Origin of the sequence: Nocardiopsis sp. NRRL B-16309, assembly GCF_001279585.1 — a bacterium.
Taxonomy (GTDB): domain Bacteria; phylum Actinomycetota; class Actinomycetes; order Streptosporangiales; family Streptosporangiaceae; genus Nocardiopsis.
Window position 1 is genome coordinate 51049 of record NZ_LGEC01000058.1, and the last position, 20367, is coordinate 71415.

Annotated in this window: 15 protein-coding genes; 1 reads left to right on the forward strand and 14 read right to left on the reverse strand. The window is 72.1% G+C overall.

Going from position 1 to position 20367, the window contains the following annotated elements; translation table 11 throughout:
- Positions 1–387 precede the first annotated feature (387 nt).
- From ADL05_RS06960 to ADL05_RS06980, 5 genes are all read right to left on the reverse strand, one after another.
- Complete coding sequence (locus ADL05_RS06960; RefSeq protein WP_053616038.1) at positions 388–1599, reverse strand: hypothetical protein; 1212 nt, start codon at positions 1597–1599, stop codon at positions 388–390.
- A gap of 447 nt (positions 1600–2046) precedes the next feature.
- Positions 2047–3381: an ammonium transporter gene (locus ADL05_RS06965; protein WP_053616039.1), complete on the reverse strand. Its 1335-nt coding sequence runs from the start codon at positions 3379–3381 to the stop codon at positions 2047–2049.
- 484 nt (positions 3382–3865) lie between these two features.
- Complete coding sequence (gene ftsY, locus ADL05_RS06970; protein ID WP_053616040.1) at positions 3866–5044, reverse strand: signal recognition particle-docking protein FtsY; 1179 nt, start codon at positions 5042–5044, stop codon at positions 3866–3868.
- 116 nt (positions 5045–5160) lie between these two features.
- Positions 5161–6192 carry an iron ABC transporter permease gene (locus ADL05_RS06975; protein ID WP_053616041.1) on the reverse strand — a complete coding sequence of 344 codons (1032 nt, stop codon included), beginning with the start codon at positions 6190–6192 and terminating at the stop codon, positions 5161–5163.
- Between the two features lie 57 nt (positions 6193–6249).
- Positions 6250–7221 (reverse strand): ABC transporter substrate-binding protein, encoded by a 972-nt coding sequence (locus ADL05_RS06980; RefSeq protein WP_082376188.1) that lies wholly within the window; start codon positions 7219–7221, stop codon positions 6250–6252.
- A gap of 629 nt (positions 7222–7850) precedes the next feature.
- On the opposite strand from ADL05_RS06980, the gene ADL05_RS06985 reads away from it, so the two are divergent.
- A complete protein-coding gene (locus ADL05_RS06985; RefSeq protein WP_053616042.1) occupies positions 7851–10511 on the forward strand; it encodes a S8 family serine peptidase in 2661 nt (886 codons plus the stop codon).
- A gap of 108 nt (positions 10512–10619) precedes the next feature.
- On the opposite strand, the gene smc is transcribed toward ADL05_RS06985, so the two are convergent.
- The 9 genes from smc to rsmD form a co-directional block, all read right to left on the reverse strand.
- A complete protein-coding gene (gene smc / locus ADL05_RS06990; RefSeq protein WP_053616043.1) occupies positions 10620–14165 on the reverse strand; it encodes a chromosome segregation protein SMC in 3546 nt (1181 codons plus the stop codon).
- A gap of 619 nt (positions 14166–14784) precedes the next feature.
- Positions 14785–14976 (reverse strand): hypothetical protein, encoded by a 192-nt coding sequence (locus ADL05_RS06995; RefSeq protein ID WP_053616044.1) that lies wholly within the window; start codon positions 14974–14976, stop codon positions 14785–14787.
- Between the two features lie 347 nt (positions 14977–15323).
- Complete coding sequence (locus ADL05_RS29465; RefSeq protein ID WP_082376172.1) at positions 15324–15611, reverse strand: acylphosphatase; 288 nt, start codon at positions 15609–15611, stop codon at positions 15324–15326.
- 224 nt (positions 15612–15835) lie between these two features.
- Positions 15836–16675: a bifunctional DNA-formamidopyrimidine glycosylase/DNA-(apurinic or apyrimidinic site) lyase gene (gene mutM / locus ADL05_RS07000; RefSeq protein WP_053616045.1), complete on the reverse strand. Its 840-nt coding sequence runs from the start codon at positions 16673–16675 to the stop codon at positions 15836–15838.
- Positions 16676–16680: 5 nt separating this feature from the next.
- The gene (gene rnc / locus ADL05_RS07005; protein ID WP_053616046.1) at positions 16681–17418 is read right to left on the reverse strand and encodes a ribonuclease III; all 738 of its coding nucleotides are present in this window, start codon (positions 17416–17418) and stop codon (positions 16681–16683) included.
- Between the two features lie 337 nt (positions 17419–17755).
- Positions 17756–17932, reverse strand: coding sequence for a 50S ribosomal protein L32 (rpmF, locus tag ADL05_RS07010; RefSeq protein WP_053616047.1), 177 nt, complete (start codon positions 17930–17932; stop codon positions 17756–17758).
- A 131-nt stretch (positions 17933–18063) separates the two neighbouring features.
- Positions 18064–18609: a DUF177 domain-containing protein gene (locus ADL05_RS07015; protein ID WP_053616048.1), complete on the reverse strand. Its 546-nt coding sequence runs from the start codon at positions 18607–18609 to the stop codon at positions 18064–18066.
- 247 nt (positions 18610–18856) lie between these two features.
- Positions 18857–19351 carry a pantetheine-phosphate adenylyltransferase gene (coaD, locus tag ADL05_RS07020; protein WP_053616049.1) on the reverse strand — a complete coding sequence of 165 codons (495 nt, stop codon included), beginning with the start codon at positions 19349–19351 and terminating at the stop codon, positions 18857–18859.
- A gap of 199 nt (positions 19352–19550) precedes the next feature.
- Complete coding sequence (gene rsmD / locus ADL05_RS07025; RefSeq protein ID WP_053616050.1) at positions 19551–20150, reverse strand: 16S rRNA (guanine(966)-N(2))-methyltransferase RsmD; 600 nt, start codon at positions 20148–20150, stop codon at positions 19551–19553.
- Between the last annotated feature and the right edge of the window lie 217 nt (positions 20151–20367).

The window sequence follows — 20367 nt, forward strand, 5'->3', positions numbered from 1 at the left end:
CCAGTCCTTCGTCTCGGAATTGGTTTCCCAGCCTACCCCCAACGCGTCACCCGACACCGCTCGCGCGGGGCCCTACGCGCGGTGCGCGGGCCGACACCGCCGACCGGCGCCTCCCGCGCGGGCCCCGACACGGCGGAACCCTCCCGCCGGGCCGCTGGTGGCGGCCGGCGGGAGGGTCCCCGGCGTCGTGCGGACCGACGTGCCGACAGGTCGCGCTCGGCCCTCTAGGTCGTGTTTTTTGCAGTATTCCGGGCTCGGGGCCCGCCAGGCTGCCTCTCGCTGCGCCTCTGCGCTCGTGCAGCACCACCAGGCTGAACTTCGCACATCGCCTTGCGAGAGATGGCCCGGCGACCGCTCACTCACCCGAAGCCTTCAGAAAAACACTCCCTAGTCGCCCTCGGTCTCCTCCGGGGACTCGGATCCCTCCGTGCCCTCGGTCTCCTCCGAGCCGCCCGACTCGGTCGCGGCGCGCTGCTCGTCCAGGGCCGTCAGCATCGCCTCCTGCTGGTCACCGGTCAGCCCGCGCGTCGTCAGCTGGGCGGAGCCGTCGATCGCGTACGTCTCGTCGCCGACCCTGTCGTAGTTGGCGCTGCAGGACATCTCCAGCGTGCCGCCGGCCTCCAGTTCGCCGGTGTCGCTGCACTCCAGATCGCCGATCTCGTCGTTGCTGAAGGTGACGTCCATCCGGACGGTCACCGTGCCGCTGCCGGCACCGCCCGCGTCGCGCACCGTCCCCGACCAGGTGCAGTCGGGGCCGGGCTCGCAGTTCATCGCGGGCTGGCCGTCCCAGGCCACCTCGATCCGCGCGTCCCGGGAGCCGCCCAGCTCCTCCTCGGCCAGGCCGGCCAGGGTGCCGTAGACCTCCTCGGCGGCGGCCGCGTCGGCCTCCGCCAGGTCCAGGCGCACCTGCGGTCCGCTCTCGGCCTCCGGCGGCACCAGTTCCTCGATCGCGATGCGCTGGATCTGTCCGGTCTCGGCGTTGATCCAGAGCTGGTTGCGCTCGCCGGCCAGGTCGACCCGGTAGGTGAGGACGTCGTCGAGGTTCTCCTCGTTCGCCTCCTCCGAGTCGAGTTCGATCCCGCCGAGGATCTCGGCCAGGACCGGGGGCGGGAGCGTGGCGGCCGGGTCGATCCCCGCCTGGGCACCGGTGGCGCGCACCCAGTTCTCGTCGAAGTCGTCGAAGTCGGGCCCGAACACGCCCTGGTCGAGCCAGAAGTCCTCCGGCGCCCGGATGAACAGCTTGTCGTCCGCGCTGACCAGGTCGCCCTCGATGCCGTTGGCGCTCACCGTGCCGTGGGTGGCGCCGGAGTCGGTGACCGTCAGGGCCACGTCCCGCACGTCGCCGCCGACGCTCGCGGCCACCTGCCCGGACGCCGTGAGCGCCGGGTACTCGGCCAGGTCGGCCAGGGCGTCCTCCAGGAGGGGCGCCGCCTCCACCGGTTCGGCGGCCTCGGGGGAGGGCTCCTCCTCGCCCCCGGCTCCGGGGCGCAGGTCTCCCAGGACCGAGCATCCGGTCACTCCGAGCGCGAGCGCGGCACCCGCCGCGGCGAGCGCCCAGCGCCCGGACCTGCGACCCCTGATGTGACTAACCGGCGCCATCATTCCTCCTGACCCCGACCTGTGGGGCACTGTAACGAGTCCGCGTACGTGCATGGGATGGGCTGTGGGGACGCTCGTCTCCCGGCCCTGTCGGCGTGGGACGCGGCTGTCCGGCCGGGGGTTCCGATCCACCCGGCCCCGGCAGGGACGCGTCGCGCCGTCCGGCCGTGGGGCCGCCGCGCGGGCCGTGTCCCGCGGCACCCGGCCGCTCGGCTCCGCAGCCCCACCGCCCCGAAAGCGTATCCAACCCCGGCACAGACCACGGCCAACAACGCTCCATCAAACCGCACAAACGGGGTGGAGCACGCGCCCGGCGGCTCCGGCGCGTCCCCGGCCCGAGCGCGCTGTGCCCCGCACACGAACGAGACCGACGGGGATCACTCCCCGCCGGTCTCTGGGTCACCTCACCGCGTCAGCGGCCAAGACCCGCGGCCTCGACGTTGAAGACTAGGCCTTGGCCTGCGATGAGGCCGTCTCCTCGCCCGGAGGCGTCGACGAGGAGACCGCTTCTGCCTCGAGCTCGTCCAGCTCGTCGAAGGCGTAGGCCGTTTCGGCGTGCAGCTCGTGGTCCAGGCCGTTGGTCTCGACCTCTTCCGGGATACGGAAGCCCATGATGAGGTCGATGATCTTGGCGATGATCCAGGTGGCGACGAAGGAGTAGGCGATCGTGGCGGCCACGGCGATCAGCTGGACGATCAGCAGCGAGACGCCGCCGCCGTCGAGCAGGCCGCTGGAGCCGGAGGTGATCTCGGCGGCCACGAGGCCGATCATCAGCGAACCGATGATGCCGCCGACCATGTGGATGCCGACGACGTCGAGCGCGTCGTCGAACTTGAACTTGAACTTCCAGCTGATGGCGTAGGCGCAGACCGCACCGGAGACCAGGCCGACGGCGATCGCGCCGATCGGGGTGACGTCCGCGGCGGCCGGGGTGATCGCGACCAGGCCGGCGATGGCACCGGAGGCGAAGCCGAGCGCGCTGGCCTTGCCGTAGCGCAGCTTCTCCACGATGATCCAGGCGATGATCGCGGCGGCCGTGGCGACCTGGGTGTTGACCAGGGCCAGCGCGGCGGTGGCGTCGGCGGCGTAGGCGGAGCCGGCATTGAAGCCGAACCAGCCGAACCACAGCAGGGCGGCGCCCAGCAGGACGAACGGCAGGTTGTGCGGGCGCATGGACTCCACGCCGAAGCCCTTGCGGCGGCCGAGGACGAAGGTCAGGGCCAGCGCCGCGGCACCGGCGTTGATGTGGACGGCGGTGCCTCCGGCGAAGTCGACCACGCCGGCGTCGCCGATCCCGATCAGCTCGAACCAGCCGCCGCCCCAGACCCAGTGGGCCACGGGGAAGTAGACGAGGGTCGCCCAGACGGGGACGAAGACGAGCCAGGCGCCGAACTTGGCGCGGTCGGCGATGGCGCCGGAGATGAGCGCCACCGTGATGATGGCGAACATCATCTGGAAGCCGGCGTCGACGAGCAGCGGGTAACCGCCGCCGCCCTCGCCGTCGGAGGGCTCGATCTCACCGATGAGGCTGCTCAGACCGACGTAGTCGAAGCCGCCGATGAAGTGGTTGACGACTCCGGGGCCTTCGGCGTACGTGAGCGAGTGGCCGATGGCGACCCACAGCACGCTGACGATCGCGATGCTCGCGAAGCTCATGAGCATCATGTTCAGGACGCTCTTCGCCCGGGACATGCCTCCGTAGAAGAAGGCCAGTCCTGGGGTCATGAGCATCACCAGCGCGGCGCTCACCAGCAGCCACGTGGTGTTGCCAGTGTCAATCATGTCGTCGCCTCCGTAGGACGGACGGGGGATGGTCGTGCCAAGGCGGCGTCAGCGAGCACGTCATCGGGCCGTGCAGATCACCACACAGGCCACTGTCCGAGCTGGGTGTTTCTCCATGGGAGCTGCCATGTTGCACCCGTGTAAAAGGACAGCCAGAAGTGTTAAGCCACCATGAACGGAGGCCCCAGCACGTGCGATCGCTCGTGCATGCGTACAGAACGCGACCCGTGCCGTGAACGGGGAGCGACACATCGGACACGCACGGTCAGATCTCACCTGGGTAACGGCGGCGGAGTCAGGTTCCGCGGCCCCGTGTTGCGGTGTCGTGACGCACACATGAAGTGGCTCACACCGGGCGGACCTCCCCGCGCCCGTCGGACGACCCGCGCTCGCCCGCCCCGGACGCACCGGTGGCCGGGCATCCGCGCGGATGCCCGGCCACCGGTGCGCCGACGCGGTCCCGCCGCGGCCGGGCGGGCGCGGTTCAGGAGCCGTTGAGGACGGCGTCCACGAAGACCTCGGGGTCGAAGGGCGCCAGGTCGTCCGGGCCCTCCCCCAGTCCGACGAGCTTGACCGGGACGCCCAGCTCACGCTGGACCTGCACGATGATGCCGCCCTTGGCGGTGCCGTCGAGCTTGGTCAGCGCGATGCCCGTCACGTTCACGACCTCGCCGAACACCCGCGCCTGGCGCAGGCCGTTCTGGCCGGTGGTGGCGTCCAGGACCAGCAGGACCTCGTCCACCTGGGACTTCTTCTCCACCACGCGCTTGACCTTGCCCAGCTCGTCCATGAGCCCGGTCTTGGTGTGCAGGCGCCCGGCGGTGTCGATGATGACGGTGTCGGCGCCGTCCTCGATCCCCCGCGAGACGGCGTCGAAGGCCACGCTGGCCGGGTCGGCGCCCTCCTCCTTGTGGACGACGGGCGCGCCCACCCGGCCGCCCCACGTCTGGAGCTGCTCGGTGGCGGCGGCGCGGAAGGTGTCGGCGGCGCCGAGGACCACGCTGCGGCCGTCGCCGACCAGGGAGCGGGCGAGCTTGCCGGTGGTGGTGGTCTTGCCGGTGCCGTTCACGCCAACCACCATGATCACCGCCGGCCGGTCGCCGTGCGGCTCGGTGCGCACGGTCCGGTCGGTGTCGGTGCCGATCTGCGCCAGGAGCTCCTCGCGCAGCAGCCCGCGCACCTCGTCGACGCCGCGGCTGCCGAGCACCTTGACCTTGGTGCGCAGGCTCTCGACGATCTGCGCCGCGGCGGTCACGCCGATGTCGGCGGTGATGAGGGTGTCCTCGATCTCCTCCCACGCGTCCTCGTCCAGGGAGTCGGAGGAGAGCAGGTTGAGCAGCCCCTGGCCCAGCGAGGTCTGCGACCGGGCCAGCCGGGCGCGCAGGCGCACCATGCGCCCCGCGGACGGCGGCGGCGTCTCCAGCTCGGGTTCGGCCGTGGGTGCGGCCTCGGCCGGAGGGGCGTGGGCGGGCGGCGGGACCACCGCGCCCTCGGCCCGTTCGCGGTCCTCCTCCGGGGCGACAGGCTCCCCGGTGACCTCGGGCTTGGTCTCCTCCTCGCCCGGCTCGACCGGACGACGGGTCTTGACCAGGAAGAACCCGCCGACGGCCAGCAGCAGGACCAGGACGACGATGACTGAGGTTGCGAGCACGGTGATGTCCATAGCGCTCCCCAGTCTCCCAGAACGCGCGACGCGATCGCGTCACGGCCGGGTGGCGTGCCGGGAACGAACCGGGGTACGGCCGCCCCGCCCGAACGGCCTCCGCCCGCCCTCCGGGCTCATGTGGTGCGGTGGCGGGTCGTCCTCAGGATGAGCAGGAAGAACGGCGCGCCCAGGAAGGCGGTCACGACACCGATGGGCAGCTCGGCGGGGGCGACCACGGTCCGGGCGACGATGTCGACCAGCACCAGGAACGCGCCACCGAAGAGCACGGTGACGGGCAGGATCGCCCGGTAGTTGGCCCCCACCAGGCGGCGGACCACGTGGGGCACCACGATGCCGACGAAGCCGATCAGTCCGCTCACGGCCACCGCGGCGGCCGTGGCCAGCGACGCGGCGCTGATCACGACGATCCGGATCACCCCCGGGTTCAGGCCGAGGCTGATCGCCTTGTCGTCGCCCAGGGCGAGCATGTCCAGCAGGTAGCCGCACGCCAGCAGCACGACCAGGCTCACCAGCGCGTAGGGCCACACCAGCCGCACGTCGTCCCAGCCGCCGCGGCCCAGACCGCCCAGCAGCCAGGAGTAGACGCGCTGGAGCTGGTCGACCCCCATCTGCTGCACGAGGGTCTGCGCCGCGGACAGGAACGACGACACGGCCACGCCCGCCAGGACCAGGGACGCGGTACCGCCGCCGCCCGCGGTCGAGCCCAGGAGGTAGGCGGCGGCCACGCCCGCCAGTGCCCCGACGAAGGCCGCGAACGGCACGGCGGCGCGCGGGCTGTCGGTGAGCTCCTGGCCGAAGACCATGACCAGGGTGGCGCCCAGCCCGGCACCGGCGGCGGCGCCGAGCAGGAAGGGATCGGCCAGGGCGTTGCGGAAGACGCCCTGGTAGGCGCCGCCCGCGGTGGCCAGGAGGGCGCCGACGACGGCGCCCATGACGACCCGGGGCAGGCGCAGCGCCACCAGCAGTGCCACCTGCCGCTCGTCGAGCGGTGACTCCACTCCACCGAACGGCAGGTGGCTGAGGAGGTGGCGGACGATGTCGGCCGCCGAGATGTCGGCCGCCCCGGCCGAGACGCCGAGGAGGCCGGACACGACCAGCAGGACGGCTCCGCCGGCCAGCCAGCCGACGGGCGCGACCCGCCGCACCGTCGGCCGGGCTCCGCCCCCGCCCCCGCGCGGCGTCCGTCGGCCTCTCACCAAGGCTTAGCCGCCCGCGGTCTCGCGGACGGCGTCGCCGACGAGTTCGGCGAAGTCGACCACACGCGGGCCCCAGCGCGAGGCGATGTCCGCGTCGAGCAGGTACACCGCGTCCTCCTCCACGGCCGTGACCGTGTCGAAGGCCGGACGCTCGCCCACCGACGACACGGTCTCCTCGTCGCCGTAGGACAGGAAGATCAGGTCCGGGTTCTCGTCCACGACGTACTCCGGGGACAGCTGCGGGTAGCCGCTGTCGGCGCCGTCGGCCGCGTCGGCGATGTTCTCCAGCCCGAAGGCCTGGTAGATCTGGCCGACGAAGGTGCCGGAGGTCGCGGAGTAGAGGCTGTCGTCCAGCTCCTGGTAGAAGGTCAGGTCCACCTCGCCGACGTCCTCGCGCACGCTCTCCACGACCGCGTCGAACTCGGCCTCCACGCGCTCGGCCTCGGCGTCGGCGGCCTCGGCGTGGCCGGTGGCCTCGCCGAGCAGGCGCATCTGGGCGTAGGCGTCGTCCAGGGTGGCCGCGTCGTCCATCACGAGGACGGGCACGCCGACGTCCTCCAGCTGCGGCGCGGTGTCCTCGGAGGAGCGGGCGAGCAGCACCAGGTCGGGGTCGTACTCCACGATCGCCTCGACGTTGGGCGTGAAGCCGCTGAGATCGGTCGTCGGAGCGTCCTCGGGGAAGTTCGAGTACTCGTCGGCCGCCTCCACCTGCTCCCCGGCGCCGATGGCGAAGAGCATCTCCGTGGCGGTGGGCGAGAGCGAGACGATCCGCTCGGGCTCGGCCTCGATGGTGACCTCGCCGAGGGCGTCGTCGACCGTGACGGGGAAGGCGCCGTCGGACCCGGTCTCAGCGGGCTCGGACGCGGAGTCCGTTGCTCCGCAGGCGGTGAGCGCGAGCGCGAGACCCAGCAGCGCGGCGGGCGGCGGGGCCGGGGCCCCGCGACGGCGTCGGTGGTCCTGGGCGAAGGGGCGGGGAATCCGCACGGTGCTCCTTGGTGGGACGGGGAAGGAGCGCGGTCCGGGCGGGGACGGCCTGTCCTTCCCACGAGGACGGGGACGTCGGTGCCGACGGGGCGACCTGGCTCGTCCCCGCGCGCGGCGGGGCTCCACAGTTGCGGGACAGCGCCGGGTTGGGCGGCCGTGGCCGCCGGACCGGACTTCGCTCGTTCGACACCGGTCGGGGGAGCACCCCGACCGTCCTACTCTACTCGGCGCCCGTCAGCCCCCGTCGTGCGCTCGCGACCCGTGCCACCTGCGGTTCTTCGGAGCGGAAAGAGATGGCCAGGCCGCGGGGCGCGCCTTTCGCACACCGCCCCGCGGTGATTCCTTTGTCCCGGAGAATGATCCCGACTCATTGTTTGTCCGTTTATAGCCCCAGTGAGAAACACCAGTCACCATGGCCACATTCTCCCGTCACGTGTCCAGATTGAGTCTTTATCAACATTGACACGGATGTCGCACACAGCAATGATCTCGTTGCCGTACGCGCCGAACAACCGAATTCGGACGTCCTGCGTCGTATCCCCCCGGCGGCCACCCTCGCCACCGGTGGGATGCCCGCTCCCCCGGTGTCCGCGGCGCGTACCGAGAAGGGATGTGTTCACAAGGTGGTATCCCACCGCTCACGCCTGGCCGCCCCCCTCGCCGGGCTGACACTTCTGGCGGGCCTGACCGCGGCCGTACCGGCCGCCGCCGACGATGACGGGGAACTCGCGCCCCTGCATCCGGCCCCCACCGCCGAGACCGGCGAAATGACACACCAAGCCGACAACCTGTGGTTCATCGAACTGGAGAGCCCTCCCTCGTCGGACGGCACCTCCCCCTCCGAGGTCGAGGAGGAACAGGAGGAATTCCGCGCCGACGCCGACGAACAGGGTTTGGAGTACACCGAACGGCTCGCCTTCGGGGAACTGTGGAACGGCCTCTCGGTCGAGATGGACGACGCCCAGGTCGGCAACGCCCGCGAGATCCCCGGCGTGAACGCGATCTACCCCGTCATGCGCTACGAGGTCCCCGAGTCCGACGAGTCCGCACCCGACCTGGACACCGCGCTGGGCATGACGGGCGCCGACGTCGGACAGAACGAGCTCGGGCTCACCGGTGAGGGCCTGCGCGTGGCCGTCATGGACACCGGGATCGACTACACCCACCCCGACCTCGGCGGCCCCGGCTCCTTCCCCACCGGCCGGGTGGTCGCCGGGCACGACTTCGTCGGTGACGACTTCGACGCGAGCCACCCCGCCACCAACGTCCCCGCCCCCGACGACGACCCCCAGGACTGCCACGGGCACGGCACCCACGTGGCCGGGATCGTCGGTGCCGAGGGCGAGGTCACGGGCGTGGCCCCCGACGTCGAGTTCGGCGCCTACAAGGTGTTCGGCTGCTCCGGCTCCACCACCGCCGACATCATGATCGCCGCCATGGAGGGCGCGCTCGCCGACGACATGGACGTGCTCAACATGAGCATCGGCTCGTCGCACTCCTGGCCGCAGTACCCGACCGCGACCGCCTCCGACAACCTCGTCGACGAGGGCATGGTCGTGGTCGCCTCCATCGGCAACGAGGGCGACACCGGGCTGTACTCGGCCGGCGCCCCCGGCCTGGGCGCCGACGTGATCGGCGTGGCCTCCTACGACAACACCCACGTCGAGGCGGCGTCCGTGGTCGCCTCTCCGAGCGGGGAGTCGCTGGCGTACATGGAGATGGGCGACGCGTCGCCGCCGCCCGCCTCCGGCACGACCGACCCGCTGGTCTTCGTCGGACGGGGCTGCCTGTCCGCGGGCGACACCCTGGAGGGCGACCCGGAGGGCGCGACCGCGCTCATGGTCCGCGGTTCCTGCACGTTCGCGGAGAAGTACGACGCGGCCGTCGACGCCGGTGCCACCGGCGTGGTCATGTACAACAACGTGCCCGGCATGTTCGCCGGCGGCGGCATCACCGACCGCGGGCCGTTCTCCATCGGCGTCTCCGACGAGTCCGGGGCGCACCTGGTCGAACTCCTCGACGCCGGTGAGACCGTCACCCTCGACTGGACCGACGAGTCCGTCTCCACCCCCAACCCGACCGGCGGCCTGATCAGCTCGTTCAGCTCCTACGGCATGTCGCCCGACCTGGCGCTCAAGCCGGACATCGGCGCCCCCGGCGGCCTGATCAACTCCACCTACCCGATGGACCAGGGCGGCTACGCCACGGTCAGCGGCACCTCGATGTCGTCCCCGCACGTGGCCGGCGGCGTCGCCCTGCTCCTGCAGGCCCGCCCCGACCTGGCGGCGCACGACGTGCGCACCGTCCTGCAGAACAGCGCCGACCCCAAGAACTGGTGGGGCAACCCCGGCCTCGGACTGCTCGACAACGCCCACCGCCAGGGCGCCGGCATGCTCGACATCCCGGGCGCGGTCCTGGCCACCACCACGGTCACCCCGGGCAAGCTGTCGCTGGGCGCCACCGAGGGCACGGTGAGCGAGACCGTCACCATCACCAACGACGGCGACGAGGAGGCCGTCTACACGCTCGGCCACGAGGCCGCCCTGGGCACGCACGGCAGCACCTTCACGCCCGGGTTCAACGCGGACTCCGCCGAGGTGTCCTTCGACACCGAGTCGGTGACCGTCCCCGCGGGCGGCTCCGCCGAGGTCCGGGTCACCGTCACCCCGCCGGCGCGCACCTACGAGCAGATGCTGTACGGCGGGTACTTGTCCGTCACCAGTGACGACGGCACGACCTTCCGGGTCCCCTACGCCGCCTACAACGGCGACTACCAGGAGATCGAGGCCATGACCCCGATCACCGACGGCGACGGCACCGTCCACGAGCTGCCGTGGCTGACGAAGATCACCGAGTGCGGGGTGTTCGAGGGGCTGGAGTGCGCGGCCGCCGACGGCGGCACGTTCGCCAACCAGCCCGAGGGCGCCTCGTACTCGATGGAGTGGGTCGACGGCCTGCCGGACGTGCCCTACGTCATCGCCCACTTCGACCACCACGTCACCCGTCTGGAGATGGTGGTCGTGGACGAGCGCACCGGCCGTCCGGTGCACCCGCGCCGCAACGTCGCGGTGGACGTCTCGCACGTCAACCGCAGCGCGACCTCCACATCGTTCTTCTCCTACGCCTGGGACGGCTCCGTGACCGACCCCCACGGCCGGGTGAAGGACGTCCGCGACGGGGACTACCGCCTGGAGGCCCGCGCGCTCAAGGCGCTCGGCGACCCGGACGACCCCGACGACTGGGAGACCTGGACCTCCCCCGTCATCACCATCGCCCGCGGCTGACCCGCCGCCCGACCGCGACAGGGCCGCCCTCCCGCAGTGGGGGGCGGCCCTCCGCCGTCCGGCCGCCGCCGCGGGACGTGCGCCGGGAGCCGGGACGCCACCGGGCGGTCAGGGCGTGCGCTCGATCTTCTGGCTGATCACCTGGGAGATGCCGTCGCCCTGCATGGTGACGCCGTAGAGCGCGTCGGCAGCCTCCATGGTCCGCTTCTGGTGCGTGATGACGATCAGCTGGGAGGAGGCGCGCAGCTCCTCGAAGATCACCAGCAGCCGCTGGAGGTTGGTGTCGTCCAGCGCGGCCTCGACCTCGTCCATCACGTAGAACGGCGAGGGGCGGGCCTTGAAGATCGCCGCGAGGAAGGCCACCGCCGTCAGCGAGCGCTCACCGCCGGAGAGCAGCGACAGGCGCTTGACCTTCTTGCCGGGCGGGCGGGCCTCCACCTCGATCCCGGTGGTCAGCATGGCCTCGGGGTCGGTGAGCAGCAGCCGCCCCTCCCCGCCGGGGAAGAGCCGCCCGAAGATCGCCGCGAACTCGCGCTCCACGTCCAGGTAGGCGGCGGAGAAGACCTCCTGGACCCGGGCGTCGACCTCCTGGACGATGTCCATGAGGTCGCGGCGGGTCTTCTTCAGGTCCTCCAGCTGCGCGTTGAGGAAGGCGTGCCGCTCCTCCAGCGCCGCGAACTCCTCCAGGGCCAGCGGGTTGATCTTGCCCAGCTGGTTGAGCTGGCGCTCGGCGGCCTTGGCGCGCTTGGCCTGCACGTCGCGCACGTAGGGCACCGGGACGGCGTCCTCCCCGGCGTCGATCGGCGGCGGGACCGGCACGCGGGGCCCGTACTCGGCCACCAGGGTGGGCACGTCCACGCCCAGCTCCTCCATGGCCTTGGTCTCCAGCTGCTCCAGGCGCAGGCGCCGCTCGGCGCGCGCGACCTCACCGCTGTGCGCGGAGCTGGTCAGCTTCTCCAGTTCCACCGACATCTCGCGCACCCGGGCGCGCACGGTCCGCAGCTCGGCGTCGACGGCCTCCTTGCGCGCCTGCGCCGCGGCCCGCTCGCTCTCGGCGGCGGCCAGCGACACGGCGATGCGCTCCAGCGCCAGCCGGGCGCTCTCGGCGACGGCCTCGGCGATGGTGGCCTGCGCGGCGCGCGTGCGGCGCCGCTCGGCGGCGCGCTCCATGGCGCGGCGCTCCTCGAAGGCCTGGGCCCGCAGCGCCTCGGCCCGGCCCGCGATGGAGCGCGCGCGCTCCTCGGCGGTGCGCACCGCCAGGCGGCGCTCCATCTCCGTGGCACGGGCACGGGAGGCCTGGGCGGCGAGCTCGTCGCGGGTCTCGGGGTCGGGGGCGTCCTCCTCGATGGAGGCGGCCATCTCCTCCGCCTCGGCGAGCTCCTCCTCCAGCCGGGCCAGCTTGTCGGCGTCCTCGCCCCGGGCCGTGGCGGCCTTGGCCGCCGCCGCGGCGTAGCGCTCGGACTCGGCCTCGGCGGACCTGGCCTGACCGCCCAGTTTGCCCAACCGCTGGGCGGACTCGTTGCGCTTGCGGTCGCTCTGGCGGCGGCGGGCGGTGATCTCCTCGACCGTCGCGGCCATGTCGGCGCGCTCGTGCTTGAGGGCCTCCAGTTCGGTGGCGATCCGCTTGGCGGCCTCGGTGGCCTCCTCCAGCCGCTCCGCCGCCTCGTCGACGGCCGCCTGGACCTCCAGCAGACTCGGTGCGGCGGCGGAGCCGCCGTAGACCAGGGCGGCGCCGAACACGTCGCCCTCGGCGGTGACCGCCCGCAGCTCGGGCCGGTCCGCGACCAGATCGCGGGCGGCCGGCGCGTCGGCGACCAGCGCGGTGCGCTCCAGCAGGGCGGCGACGGCGCCCCGCAGGTGGTCGGGCGCGGTGACGACGTCGACCGCGTAGCGCGCCCCCGGGGGCAGCTCCGGCCAGGACGCGCGGGGCCGGTCCGGCTCCGCTCCCGCCACGACCACGCCCGCGCGGCCGGCGTCCTGGTCCCGCAGGAGTTCCAGCGCGGCCAGCGCGGTACCGGTCCCCTCGACGGCCACGGCACCGGCGGCCACGCCGAAGGCCGCGGCCACCGCCGTCTCGTGGCCGGCGTCCACCTGGACCAGCGCGGCGAGCCCGCCGAGGGTTCCGGGCAGGCCGGCCTCCAGGAGGGTGCCCGCGCCGTCCTTGTGCGCCAGGCCCAGTTCCAGGGCCTCCTTGCGGGCGGCCAGGGCCGAGCGTTCGCCCTCGGCGGTGCGCTCGGCGTCGCGCAGCTGGTTGAGCTCGGCGTCCAGGGCGGAGAGCCGACGGGAGGCCCGCTCGTGGTCGGCGTCGAGTTCGGCGTCGCCCTCGTCCAGTCCGGCGGACTCCTCTGCGGCCATCTCGTACTCGGCCTGGGCCTCGGCGGCACGTTCGGCGGCCTGCCGCGCGGCCTCCTCCAACCGGGCGATCTCCGCCTCTCCGGACGCCGTCCGGCCGCGCAGGCTCTCCACGCGCGCGCTGAGCCGGACCAGGCTCTCGCGGCGCTCGGCGGAGGCCCGTCCGGCCGCCTCCAGCCGCTTCTCCTCGCGGTACAGGGCGTCCTCGGCGGCGGCACGCTCGGTGACGGTCGTCTCCAGGGCCTCGCGGGCCTCCTCCAGCCGGGCGAGCAGCTCCTCCTCCTGGGCGGCGGCCTCCTCGGCCTCCATCTCCAGTTCCTCGGGATCGCGCCGGTGGACGGGCTCGTCGGCGACGGCGGCGAGGTTGCGGTGGCGCTCGTTCGCCAGACCGCGCACGGCGTCCAGGCGCTCGGTCAGCCGCGAGAGCGCGTGGTAGGTCTCCGTCGCGCGGGTGAGTTCGGGAGCGGCCTCGGCGGACTGGACCTCCAGGGCGCTCTCGCGCTCCTGGGCCTGGGTGAGGGCGGCCTCGGCGGCCCCGCGCCGGGCGAGGACGTCCTTCTCGTCGGCCTCCTCCTTGGCGAGCTGGTCGGTGAGGGTGACGATGTCGTCGGCCAGCAGCCGCAGGCGGGCGTCGCGCAGGTCGGCCTGGATGACGGCGGCGCGCCGGGCCAGCTCGGCCTGGCGGCCCAGGGGCTTGAGCTGGCGGCGCAGTTCCGCGGTGAGGTCGGTGACGCGGTCCAGGTTGCCCTGCATCGCGTTGAGCTTGCGGATCGCCTTCTCTTTGCGCTTGCGGTGCTTGAGGATGCCCGCCGCCTCCTCGATGAGGGCGCGGCGCTCCTCGGGGCCGGCGTGCAGCACGGTGTCGAGCTGGCCCTGGCCGACGATGACGTGCATCTCACGGCCGATACCGGAGTCGCTGAGCAGGTCCTGGATGTCCAGGAGCCGACAGGTGTCGCCGTTGATCGCGTACTCCGAGCCGCCGTTGCGGAACATCGTCCGCTTGATGGTGACCTCGGTGTAGTCGATCGGCAGGGCGCCGTCGGTGTTGTCGATCGTGAGGCTGACCTCGGCGCGTCCCAGCGCCTGGCGGGTGGAGGTGCCCGCGAAGATCACGTCCTCCATCTTGCCGCCGCGCAGGGACTTGGCGCCCTGCTCGCCCATCACCCAGGAGAGGGCGTCGACCACGTTGGACTTACCGGAGCCGTTGGGACCCACCACACAGGTGATCCCCGGCTCCAGGCGCAGGGTGGTGGCCGACGCGAACGACTTGAAGCCGCGCAGCGTCAGATTCTTCAGATACACCCGCACCTCCCACGATGGTCACCTCGGATACACAGGGCGACCACCCAAGGGTGCCACGAAGCCGGGACCGAAGCAGCGCATCCGCGAGCGAAGGCCGCCCGTCGGAGGTGGTGGCGGGCGCCGGACGGGCGGATTCCGCGACCGGGGGCCCGCGCCGGGGGTGGTGGCCCGACGGCACGGGGCCAGTGGCGGACGTGCCAGGCGGGGGATACCGCGGCCGGGGCCCTGCGCCAGGCCCGGTAGCGGGCGGTGACGGCGCACAGCGGCCCCGTCGCGCACCCCTCGCGCAGCGAGATGCGCGGCGCTTCGCACGGCGGTGCGTGCGACGCCGACGGGTGCGCGCACGGCGGCCGTACACGTCGGTCCCGACAAGTGCAAGGGGGACGTCCGGCGGACACGGAGGGTTGCGCATCGAGCCGCCGGGTACAACGTCAAAGAAACCGCAAGTGAAAGGAAAATCTGCGGCGAGACAGGGCGGTCACAACGACCGCGCGTGCACAGTATGAGGCGTCGGTGAGACCCGGCCAGGGACGCCAGTTGTCACGCGTTCGGCGTCCCCGTCAAGGATCTTCACGTCGTCAGGGTGTCCGGACCACGATCCGGCACGGTCGACGCTGGGTCAGGCGAGCGCGGGCTCGCGGTCGGTCGCGCTGACGGCGACGTCGGTGACGGCCATGCTGAGCTGGTCGTTGCGCGCCTGAAGACGACTGACCTCGTCCTCCAGGTCGCGTACTCGCTTCTGAAGCCGTCGCATCTCCGCGACCATACGAGGGTCGGAGCCGCCGACGTGGCCAAACAGAGCCTTCGCCATGATGTGGGTCCTCCACGCTGAGTGACCAGATCTGATCCGCGCACACGACGTCCCGCGTAATTCACTTGGCGTTGCCTGTGACGCGGGTGTATAAGCGCGCGGTGTGCCTTCCAGAGTCTCACTCCGAACGGCGCTGGTCAAGATTGAATTACAACTGTCCGTAATTGCCACAACGCATGCCGAAACAATCAGGGCAGGCGGTGTGGCGCGGTTCGATGGTTCCCACCCCCGGCGATGCCGGAGTCCCGCGAGACGCGAGCGTGGACCCACTCCGCACTGATCCGTAGAACCTTCCCGGCCCCGATCGGCGCGCGGTGTGGACGAACCGCGTTACCCCACAAGCATACTCACCGTTCCACGAAACCGGTGAACGTACCCCCAGACTGAGCCCAACGTTCGACCACGGAGTCCACACGACCTGGTGTCCGGCCGCTTCTGAGGTGCTCCAGAAGGCGTTCGCAGGCGCTCCGGCTCCCCTCGGCGACCACCTCGACACGTCCGTCGTCGAGGTTCGTGGCCGCGCCGCTCAGCCCCAGTTCCAGTGCCCTGGACCGCGTCCACCAGCGAAAACCCACACCCTGGACGCGTCCGCGCACCCACGCGGTCAGCCGAACCGTCTCGGTCCCGTCCTCCACGGCCCGTTCACTCCCTTACCTCACGGAGACACTTTCCTCACCGACACGCCAGATCGCCCTGAGGACGCCGTCCGGGCCCCCTCCACGGCGCCCGGAGGACCCGTGGGCCGCCCCCAACGGACGCCTCCGGCGCACGGCGCCCGCCCGTCACCCGCCACCGTCAGGAAGCCGCTCCACGGGAGAGCGGAGCACCCTCGACGGACACGTCCGGGCCCTCCGGAGCGCTACCTCTTCTGGCAGCGGGGGCAGCTGAACGAGGAGCGGTTCATGAACGCCTCGCGCACGATCGACGTGCCGCAGCGGCCGCACGGACGGTCGCGCCGGCCGTAGGCGTTGAGGCCGCGCTCGAAGTAGCCGCTCTCCCCGTTGACGTTCACGTAGAGGCCGTCGAACGTGGTACCGCCCACCGCCAGCGCCTCGGTCATCACGTCGGTGACGTGGCCGAGCAGTTCCCGGCCGGCCGCGTCGGACAGCCCCCGGGTGGTCCGCGACCAGTGCAGCCGGGCCCGCCACAGCGCCTCGTCGGCGTAGATGTTGCCCACACCGCTGACCAGCGTCTGGTCCAGCAGGGCCCGCTTGACCTCGGTGCGCCGCGCCCGCAGCGCGCGCACGCACGCCGCCGCGTCGAACTCCGGGTCCAGCGGGTCGAGCGCGATGTGGTCCACCGACCCCGGCACGCCCGCCCGCTCGCCCGGGCCCTCCACCAGGAGGTGCCCGAACGTGCGCTGGTCCACGAAGCGCAGCTCGTGCCCGTCGGACAGCGGCAGCCGCACTCTCAGGTGTTTCTCGTCCGGCTTGCCGGCCGGCTGGACCAGGATCTGGCCGCTCATGCCCAGGTGGGCCAGAAGCATCTCGCCGCTGTCCAGCTCCAGCCACATGTACTTGCCGCGGCGCCGGGCGGCCACGGGCACGCGCCCGGCCAGCCGGGCGGCGAAGTCCGCGGCACCCGGCACGTGGCGGCGCACCGAGCGCGGGTGCAGGACCTCGACCGCGCCGACGGTCCGGCCCAGCCCGTGCCGTTCCAGGCCCGCGCGGACGACCTCGACCTCCGGTAGTTCGGGCACGGCGCTCAGCCCTGCCCGTCGCCGGAGCCGCCCGCGGCGGCCTCGGAGCGGGCCTTGATCGCCTTCCAGGCGGACTCGGCGGCCTGCTGCTCGGCTTCCTTCTTGCTGCGGCCCTCGCCCAGCCCGTAGCTCTCTCCGGCGACGTGGACCGTCGCGCGGAAGGTCTTCTGGTGGTCGGGTCCGCTCTCGTCCACGTGGTACTCCGGGACGCCCAGCATCTCCGCCGCGGTGAGCTCCTGGAGGGAGGTCTTCCAGTCCAGGCCCGCGCCGAGCCCGGAGGCCGTGGCGATCAGCGGGTCGAAGAGGCGGTGCACGAACTCCGAGGCCACGTCCAGGCCGCGGTCGAGGTAGACCGCGCCGATGATGGCCTCCAGGGTGTCGGCGAGGATCGAGGACTTGTCGCGGCCCCCGGTGCCCTCCTCGCCCCGGCCGAGCCGGATGTAGGCGCCGATGCCCAGGCCGCGGGACACGTCGGCCAGGGCCCGCATGTTCACCACGGCGGCGCGCAGTTTGGCGAGCTGGCCCTCGGGCAGGTCGGGGTGCTTGCGGAAGAGGGTGTCGGTCACCACCAGGCCGAGCACGGAGTCCCCGAGGAACTCCAGGCGCTCGTTGGTGGGCAGACCGCCCTTCTCGTAGGCGTAGGAGCGGTGCGTCAGGGCCCGGAGCAGGATCTTGGAGTCGACCTCGACCCCGATCGCCTGGTGGAACGCCCTGGCCTCGGAGGCGGAGAGTTGGCTGGCCACGCGACTTCACTTCCCTGTTCGTGCGCGCCGGGGGTCGGCGCTCGTGCTGGCGTCGGGTACGGGTTGGAGGTCCCGACCAGGGTGCTCGAACACGAGGTGACCGTCGCGGGAGCGCGACTCCCCCGGCAGCCACCACGAACTCGGGAACCCGGAGGTCCGGACCACCGGTGCTACCGCGGTTCTCGTTCTGTAGTGCCCACTGTATTGCCCGCGACACGGGCACGCCTCACTCTACAAAGCGCGGCGTCCGAGCCCCAGGGCCCGACAACACCTCGGGGCGGACCCGAAGAGGGTCCGCCCCGAGGAGAGCACGTGGGCACGCGTGGGAACACACGCCCTACGCCGGGTTGACGACCTGGCGGTTGTTGTAGGTGCCGCAGGTCGGGCACGCGATGTGGGGCTGCTTCGGGTCACGGCAGCGCGGGCAGTTGACCAGCACCGGGCGCGACGCCTTCCACTGGGAACGGCGGGTCCGGGTGTTGCTCCGCGACATCTTCCGCTTCGGGACGGCCACTTCAAACCTCCTGGGTCACCCCCGCGCGGTCGCGGGAGGCTTCTAATCTGGTCACCCCGCGCGGTGGCGGGGAGGGTGTGCCCCGGTCGGCGGGGGCGCCCTGGGGCACCGTCCGTGACCGGTTCACGAGCTCATCGTTCGCCGGGATCCTCCGCGATGCCGCGGAGCGCCTCCCAACGCGGGTCGACGCCGTCGCCGTGGTGGTGGTCGGGACCGGCCTCGGCGAGCTTGGCCCCGCACTCCGCGCACAGCCCCGGGCAGTCGGGACCGCACAGCGGGGAGAGTGGGAGCGCGAGCACGACCGCGTCCCGGACCACGGGCCCGAGGTCGAGCAGATCGCCCTCTAGATAGTAGTCCTCATCCTCGTCCGCCGAGTCCGCGTCCCCCGCGACCGCCTCGTCGTCGCCCCCGGGGTAGCGGTACATCTCCTGGAAGCCGACCTCCAGGTCCTCCGACAGGGGGTCGAGGCAGCGCGAGCACTCCGCCGTGTGCTGGCCGCGGACGGTCCCGGTGACGAGGACGCCCTCCATCACCGCTTCCAGCCGCAGGTCGAGCTCGATCTCGCTGCCCGCGGGCACGGCGGCCATCGCCGTCGCGAACGCCTCGGGGACGGTCACGATGCGCTTGGCGGTCCGCATCGACCCCGGCTGGCGGCCCAGCTGGCGGGTGTCGACCACGAACGGGTCACGAGGATCTAGACGAGACAGGGTAATCGCGCTTTCACGAGGTACTGGGAGGCCCGGCACGCGGGACGCGTCACTGCGGACGCGTGCGGCGTGACCAGGCCGCGCGCACGCCGAAGACCGACGACACGCATGGTCGAACCGCAATCCTACCTACCATGCGCCCGACCACCCAAATCAGCCCCGGAAGGGCTGTGGACCCGGGGCTCCCGCTCGGGACTCGGACGGCCTCGGGCGGGCCCTACCCCGCGGAGTGGCGGCGTTCCTCGTACTTCTCCCGCAGCCGTTCCTCGACGTGGGGGGTGACCAAACTGGAGACGTCGCCCCCGTGCTGGGCGATCTCGCGGACCAGGCTGGAGGAGAGGAACGAGTACTGGGGGTTGGCCGTCATGAACACGGTCTCCACCCCGGACAGGCGGTAGTTCATCTGGGCGATCTGGAGCTCGTAGTCGAAGTCGCTGACCGAGCGGAGACTGCGCACGATGGTCTCGATGCCGTTCTCACGGCAGAAGTCGACGAGGAGTCCGTCGAACTCGCTCACGCGGACGTTGCCCAGGTCCGAGGTGCCCTCGGCGAGCATGTCGAGTTTCTCGGGGACGTCGAAGAGCCCCCGCTTGTTGACGTTGTTGAGTACGGCGGCGACCACCTCGTCGTACTGTTTGGCGGCTCTGCCGATGATGTCGATATGACCGTAGGTCACCGGGTCGAACGACCCCGGGCAGACGACACGGCGCACGTTGGATCGCCCCTCTCACGGACTACTCACGGGTAAGGCGATCGTAGGGGCTCGCTCCGACGACGAAACGGGCAACACCCACTTAGTGACCCCCATCGCACACGTTCCGGTCGCGCGTGCACATTGCGCACACCGGCCGCAGCGGCGCGACCCTCCCGGCGCGCTCATGACGTGCCAGAACAACCCATGTGACCGATTTCTACCCCACCGTGTCCGCACGCCGTGGAGGCGCGCCGAGTGCGGCGCGGGCGTACCAGAGGACCGCCTCGCCGTAGCCGCGGCTGCGGTCGGGCTCCAGGCCCTTCGGCCAGGCGGGCTCCGCGGCGCGCTTGGAGCGCTCCACCACCACGACCGCGTCCCCTGTCAGCCAGCCCCGCTCGACCAGGCCGGCCAGGACGGCGGCGACCTCCTCGTCAGCGACGGCGTAGGGCGGGTCCGCGACGACCAGGTCGTAGGGCTCGCCCGGGTTGTCCGCGCCGATCACGCGCTCCACGCGGTCCGCCACCAGCCGGGCGCCGGGAAGCCGCAGCGCGGCGATGTTCGACCGGATCACCTGGGCGGCCCCGCGGTGGGCCTCCACCAGCAGGGCGTGCGCCGCTCCGCGTGACAGGGCCTCCAGCCCGATCGCGCCGGACCCCGCGTACAGGTCCATGACGCGGATGCCGTCGAGGTCGCCGAGGTCGGACTGGACGGACGCGAACAGCGCCTCGCGGGCGCGGTCGCTGGTGGGCCGGGTCGTGCGGCCGTCGGGTGCGGAGATCCGCCGCCCCCCGGCCGTCCCGGCGATGATGCGGGCCATGGCCCCCACCCTATTTTCTTCGGGCCTCCGCTGTTTTCTGGGGCCTCCGCTCGTTCCTCGCTTTGGCCCCGTGCTCGGGGCGCCGAGTAGCCAGTGTTCTTCGTCGTCGACTTGCCTTGCTCGTGCCCACGCCGTCGCCCGCCACCACCCTCAACGGACGCCTGCGGCGCAGTCCTTCCTGCGGCGGCCCCGTCTCCTCCTGCAGAACACTGGCGCG

Excerpts from the sequence above, each read along its gene's own strand:
- ADL05_RS06960 (WP_053616038.1), bottom strand. The coding sequence starts at position 1,599 with ATGGCGCCGGTTAGTCACATCAGGGGTCGCAGGTCCGGGCGCTGGGCG.
- ADL05_RS06965 (WP_053616039.1), bottom strand. The coding sequence starts at position 3,381 with ATGATTGACACTGGCAACACCACGTGGCTGCTGGTGAGCGCCGCGCTG.
- ftsY (WP_053616040.1), bottom strand. The coding sequence starts at position 5,044 with ATGGACATCACCGTGCTCGCAACCTCAGTCATCGTCGTCCTGGTCCTG.
- ADL05_RS06995 (WP_053616044.1), bottom strand. The coding sequence starts at position 14,976 with ATGGCGAAGGCTCTGTTTGGCCACGTCGGCGGCTCCGACCCTCGTATG.
- rsmD (WP_053616050.1), bottom strand. The coding sequence starts at position 20,150 with ATGGCCCGCATCATCGCCGGGACGGCCGGGGGGCGGCGGATCTCCGCA.